The 2119-nt window shown below is 70.4% G+C and carries 1 protein-coding gene; it reads right to left on the reverse strand.

Annotated features, from left to right (window positions below; genetic code table 11):
- Positions 1 to 130 precede the first annotated feature (130 nt).
- Entirely contained in the window at positions 131 to 1801 is a 1671-nt protein-coding gene (locus BJF79_RS38280) for a fumarate hydratase (protein WP_075904722.1), read from the reverse strand.
- Between the last annotated feature and the right edge of the window lie 318 nt (positions 1802 to 2119).

The raw sequence follows: 2119 nt of genomic DNA on the forward strand, positions 1-2119 counted from the left end.
GACCCGGCTTGTCGGGGCGGGTGGTTTCCGGGCGGTGGGGGTGTGGGCGGGGCCGACCCGGCCTCCCGGGGGCGGTCGGCCTTCCCCCGGGCGGCCGGAGCGAGCTCTGCGAGCGTAGGCCGACCGTGGTTCAGCGGCGGCCGATGGTGAGGACCGGGCCCGAGGCGTCGGCGTAGAAGTCGTCGCCCTTGTCGTCGACGACGATGAACGCCGGGAAGTCCTCTACCTCGATCTTCCAGACGGCCTCCATGCCCAGCTCGGGGTACTCCAGGACCTCGACCTTCTTGATGCAGTCCTGGGCGAGGCGGGCGGCGGGGCCGCCGATGGACCCGAGGTAGAAGCCGCCGTGGGTCTTGCAGGCGTCGGTGACCTGCTGGGAGCGGTTGCCCTTGGCGAGCATGACGAACGAGCCGCCCGCCGCCTGGAACTGCTCGACGTAGGAGTCCATGCGTCCGGCGGTGGTGGGGCCGAACGAGCCGGACGCGTAGCCCTCGGGCGTCTTGGCGGGCCCGGCGTAGTAGACGGCGTGGTCGCGCAGGTACTGCGGCATCGGCTCGCCCGCGTCGAGGCGCTCCTTGATCTTGGCGTGCGCGATGTCGCGGGCGACGACGAGGGGGCCGGTGAGGGAGAGGCGCGTCTTCACCGGGTACTTCGTGAGCTCGGCGCGGATCTCGTCCATCGGCCGGTTGAGGTCGATGTTGACGGCGTTCCCGCCGCTCGCCCCGACCTGGACGACCTCGCCGTCGAGCTGGTCGTCGGTGGTGTCGGGCAGGTACTTCGCGGGGTCGGTCTCCAGGCGCTCCAGGAACACGCCGTCCGCGGTGATCTTGGCGAGGGCCTGCCGGTCGGCGCTGCACGAGACGGCGATGGCGACGGGGCAGGACGCGCCGTGGCGCGGCAGCCGGATCACGCGGACGTCGTGGCAGAAGTACTTGCCGCCGAACTGGGCGCCGATGCCGAGCTTCTGCGTCAGCTCGAACACCTGCTGCTCCAGTTCCACGTCGCGGAACCCGTGGCCGAGGGGGGAGCCCTCGGTCGGCATCGTGTCCAGGTAGTGCGCCGACGCGTACTTCGCCGTCTTCAGCGCATACTCGGCGGACGTCCCGCCGACCACGATCGCCAGGTGGTAGGGCGGGCACGCGGCGGTGCCGAGGGAGCGGATCTTCTCCTCCAGGAAGGACATCATCCGCTTCGGGTTCAGGACGGCCTTCGTCTCCTGGTACAGGAACGACTTGTTCGCGCTGCCGCCGCCCTTGGCCATGAACAGGAACTTGTAGGCGTCGCCGGGCGTCGCGTACAGCTCGATCTGGGCGGGCAGGTTGCTGCCGGTGTTCTTCTCGTCCCACATGGAGACGGGCGCCATCTGCGAGTAGCGCAGGTTGAGCTTCGTGTACGCGTCGTACACGCCGTGCGAGAGGTGCTCCTCGTCGCGTCCGTCGGTCAGGACGTGCTGGCCGCGCTTGCCCATCACGATCGCGGTGCCGGTGTCCTGGCACATCGGCAGGACGCCGCCGGACGCGATGCCCGCGTTCTTCAGCAGGTCGAGGGCGACGAACCGGTCGTTCGGCGACGACTCCGGGTCGTCCAGGATCTTGCGGAGCTGCGCGAGGTGCGCGGGACGCAGCAGGTGCGCGATGTCGCGCATCGCCGTCTCGGTGAGCAGCCGCAGCGCCTCCGGCTCGACCTGCAGGAACGTTCGTCCGTTCGCCTCGAAGGTGGAGACGCCCTCGGTGGTGAGGAGTCGGTACTCGGTGTCGTCCGTCCCGAGGGGCAGCAGGTCGGTGTAGGAGAACTCAGGCATCTCAGGCAGATCCTCGCGCGATTCCGATAGGGGCCGCCTCTCAGGGTACGACTCCGCCCCCGCGGCTCGGCGGGGACGTCCGGGGCCGCGGGGATACGGGGGAAAGGTCCATCGGGCGGGGCGCGGACGTCGTTCGGTCCCGGACCATTCGATGGGCCGTGACACAAGTCATACCGCCGGACGCTGAACTGGTGTGACCGACCTTCATCTCCCACTCGACCGGTCCGCGGGGCGGCTGGCGGCGCAGATCGCCGCCGGTTTCCGCGCGGGCGTCCGGTCCGGCCGGCTGACCGCCGGGACCAGGCTGCCGTCGAGCCG

The sequence above is a fragment of the Actinomadura sp. CNU-125 genome (assembly GCF_001942465.1).
Lineage (GTDB): Bacteria > Actinomycetota > Actinomycetes > Streptosporangiales > Streptosporangiaceae > Spirillospora.